Genomic DNA, 3,593 nt, shown 5'->3' with positions numbered 1-3,593 from the left:
CGCCCCCGCCGGGGGCGGCGGCCGGAACGCGACCAGTACCGACGGCAGTCCGGGCCTCGGCAGCGGAACCGGGCCCAGATCGGGATCGTCGAGCTGGTCGACGTGGCGCAGGACGGTCGCCTGCGCGCAGAGCCGCACCTCGCGCAGGTCCCGCCGTCCGCTCGGCCGGAAGCCCCGCCGGCCCAGCTCGCGCGCCCAGAACCGGGCGTCGTGGTGTTCCCCGCGCCGGGAGTGGTCCAGGAACAGGCAGTACGCGGCCGACGCGGTCCGCGCCCGACCGGAACCGGCGGCGAACTGCCACCAGAAGCGGGCGCCTTCGCGCAGGCCGGCCAGGTGCAGCAGACAGCCGAAGACCACGGCTCCGGCGAGCTCGGTGTGCCCGCTCTCGACGAAGGCGCCGAGCTGCGCCCCGGCCGTCGGGGCGGACACGGCGGCCAGGCAGACGGCCTTGAGGTCGCGCCGGGCCCGTTCGGCGTCGAGCGGGCAGTCCCGCGCGGGGTCGCTCCACCCGTACGCGGCGCGGCGCCGGGCGGGAGCCGCGGCGGCCTGTCCCCGGGTGGGGCGCAGCAGCCGGGCCTCGGCGGCGCCCAGGTCGTAGTGCGGGTAGCGGTCGCGGACGCCGGCCCGGGTCAGGAACTCGGCCAGGGAGCGGCGGGCGGTGTCGTCGCCGCGTTCCTCCATGTCCTCGCGGCGCCTCATGATTCGGGGGAGGTGTCGAGCAGGCGGGCCAGCCGCCGGTGGGCCTGGCCGAGCTGCGAGCGGACGGTGGCCTCGTCGACGCCCATCACCGAGGCGGCCTCGCCGGGGGTGCACTGGAGCCCGTAGCGCAGCAGCACGGCGTCGCGCTGGCGTTCGGCGAGCCGGGAGACGGCGGAGTAGAAGCGGATGGTGTCGGTCAGCACCTCGTACCGGTCGGCGTGGGCCTCCTTGAGGGCGGCCTCGAAGGCGCTGGTCTCCATGGGTTCGGGCCAGGTGCCGTACCACTGCTGCCGGTCGACCAGCCGCTGCTTGAGGATGGTCCAGGCGTAGGCGTCGAGCCGGTCCATGTGGAGCATGCGCAACCACTCGTTCATGATCGAGTCGAAGGTGGCGTCCACCGCGTCCTCGGCGGCCGCGTCGGAGCCGAGCTGCAGGTACGCGAATCGCATGTACGAGGGCCGCCGGTTGGCGTGGAAGGCCCAGTACGACAGGCGCGCCGTCGGGTCCCACTGGCTCATGGGCGTCGGCCGCCGCCGTCGGCTGGGCAGTCCCACGGCCCCGCCGGACTCCTCTGGTCCGCCATCGCTCACCGTTCCCACCTCACCTCGTCCCCTGTGCGCGGCCAGCCTGGCAGCGCTGGCGCCTCCGGGGGGCGCGGAAGAGAGACGTCGGAGGATTACGTTCGGCGATGACCGGCCGGCGACCGACTTCGATCACGCGCGGGCCCAGTCCGCGCGTACGCATATGCCGGTGCCATGCCGGTGCCGTGCCGGTGTCATGCAGGTGTCATGCCGGTGCCGTGCCGGCCCGCCGTGCACCGGCGCACGCCCGGGTGAACCGGTCAGGATGACGGACCCCGCGCGCCCGCCCGACCGAACCGCGGACACCGGTCCGTGGTGATCCGCTCCGGCTGTAGCATGGGGCCCTTGCGAGGGCCGTGACGGAGAGGTCACGTCCCTCGCTTTTGCGTTACGCCCACCCCAGAGAAATGCGGCGCGTGGCCTTTCGGCGGTTCGATACGATGAACCGCATCACAATCCGTCACGGCACGTTGTCACCGCAAAGACGAAATGGAGCATCCGAGGATGGCTCGACACCTGATCACCAGCGCGCTTCCCTACATCAACGGGATCAAGCACCTGGGCAACATGGTCGGGTCGATGCTTCCGGCGGATGTGTACTCCCGGTACCTCCGCCAGCGCGGCCACGACGTCCTGTACATCTGCGCCACCGACGAGCACGGCACCCCCGCCGAGCTCGCCGCGAAGGAGGCCGGCCTCTCGGTCGCCGAGTTCTGCGCGCAGGCCCACGACGCCCAGAAGGCGGTCTACGACGGCTTCGAGCTGTCCTTCGACTACTTCGGCCGCAGCTCCTCGCAGCAGAACGCCGAGATCACCCAGCACTTCGCGCGGCGGCTCCAGGAGAACGGGTTCATCGAGGAGCGCGCGATCCGGCAGGTCTACTCGCCGGTCGACGGCCGCTTCCTGCCGGACCGCTACGTCGAGGGCACCTGCCCGCACTGCGGCTACGACAAGGCCCGCGGCGACCAGTGCGAGAACTGCACCCGCGTCCTGGACCCCACGGACCTGATCGAGCCCCGTTCGGCGATCTCCGGCTCCACCGAGCTGGAGGTCCGCGAGACCAAGCACCTCTTCCTCCTCCAGTCCAAGCTCCAGCACGAGGTCGAGGCCTGGGTCGCCGAGCACGAGGAGGAGTGGCCGCAGCTGGCGTCCTCCATCGCCCGCAAGTGGCTGACCGAGGGCCTGCACGACCGCGCCATCACCCGCGACCTGGACTGGGGCGTGCCGGTACCGGCCGACACCTGGCCCGAACTGGCCGCCGAGGGCAAGGTCTTCTACGTCTGGTTCGACGCGCCGATCGAGTACATCGCCTCCACCAAGGAGTGGGCGGACGCCGACCCGGCCGGCCGCGACTACAAGTCCTGGTGGTACGAGGCCGCGGACGTGCGCTACACCCAGTTCATGGCCAAGGACAACGTCCCGTTCCACACGGTGATGTTCCCGGCCACCGAGCTGGGCACCCGCGAGCCGTGGAAGAAGGTCGACTACGTCAAGGCCTTCAACTGGCTGACGTACTACGGCGGCAAGTTCTCCACCTCGCAGAAGCGCGGCGTCTTCACCGACCAGGCGCTGGAGACCCTCCCGGCCGACTTCTGGCGCTACTTCCTCATCGCGAACGCGCCCGAGTCCGACGACTCGTCGTTCACGTGGGAGCACTTCGCCGCCACGGTCAACAAGGACCTCGGCGGCACCCTCGGCAACTTCGTCAACCGGGTGCTGACCTTCTCCCGCAAGAAGTTCGGCGACGAGGTCCCCGCCGGCCGCGACGCGGGCGAGGCCGAGGCCAAGCTGGGCGAGCAGATCGCCGAGCTGCTGGCCGAGTACGAGGGCCACATGGACTCCCTCCAGTACCGCAAGGCCGCGGCCGCGCTGCGCGCCCTGTGGTCGGCCGGCAACGCCTACCTCGACGAGAAGGCCCCCTGGCTGGAGGTCAAGACCGACCTGGACGGCGCCGCGCTCACCCTGCGCACCGCCATGAACCTGATCCACCTCTACTCGGTGGTCTCCGAGCCGCTCATCCCGGCCTCGGCGCGCACCATGCGCTCCGCGTTCGCGCTCGCCGACGACACGGCGGCGTGGGTCACCCCGGAGCAGGCCGCGTCGCTCGACGCGGTCCCGGCGGGAACGCCGTTCACCGTGCCGCCGGTCCTCTTCGCGAGGATCACCGAGGAGGACCTGGAGTCCTACCGCGAGTGCTTCGGCGGTACCGAGGCAGGCTGACCTCCGCTCGAGGTTTGGGGGGGGGCCGGGGGGGGGGGGCGCCGCCGGCGGGGGCGGGGGGGGGGCGCCCCCCGCCGGGGGCGCCGCCCCCCC

The 3,593-nt window shown here is 72.1% G+C and carries 3 protein-coding genes; 1 reads left to right on the top strand and 2 read right to left on the bottom strand.

All coding sequences use genetic code 11. The annotated features are described in order from the left end of the window. Window positions 1-699: hypothetical protein (locus tag ACFXA3_RS38680; RefSeq protein ID WP_385195407.1), on the bottom strand; the 699-nt coding region annotated here is incomplete at its 3' end. Beyond that, window positions 696-1,253: a sigma factor-like helix-turn-helix DNA-binding protein gene (locus ACFXA3_RS38675; RefSeq protein WP_385195404.1), complete on the bottom strand. Its 558-nt coding sequence runs from the start codon at window positions 1,251-1,253 to the stop codon at window positions 696-698. The genes ACFXA3_RS38680 and ACFXA3_RS38675, both read right to left, overlap by 4 nt. Window positions 1,254-1,784: 531 nt before the next feature. On the opposite strand from ACFXA3_RS38675, the gene metG reads away from it, so the two are divergent. Further along, a complete protein-coding gene (metG, locus tag ACFXA3_RS38670; protein ID WP_385195402.1) occupies window positions 1,785-3,500 on the top strand; it encodes a methionine--tRNA ligase in 1,716 nt (571 codons plus the stop codon). Window positions 3,501-3,593: the final 93 nt, after the last annotated feature.

The sequence above is a fragment of the Streptomyces sp. NPDC059456 genome (assembly GCF_042750055.1).
GTDB lineage: Bacteria > Actinomycetota > Actinomycetes > Streptomycetales > Streptomycetaceae > Streptomyces.
Note: the sequence above shows the minus strand (reverse complement) of the source record. Positions and strands in the feature narration are given on the sequence as shown.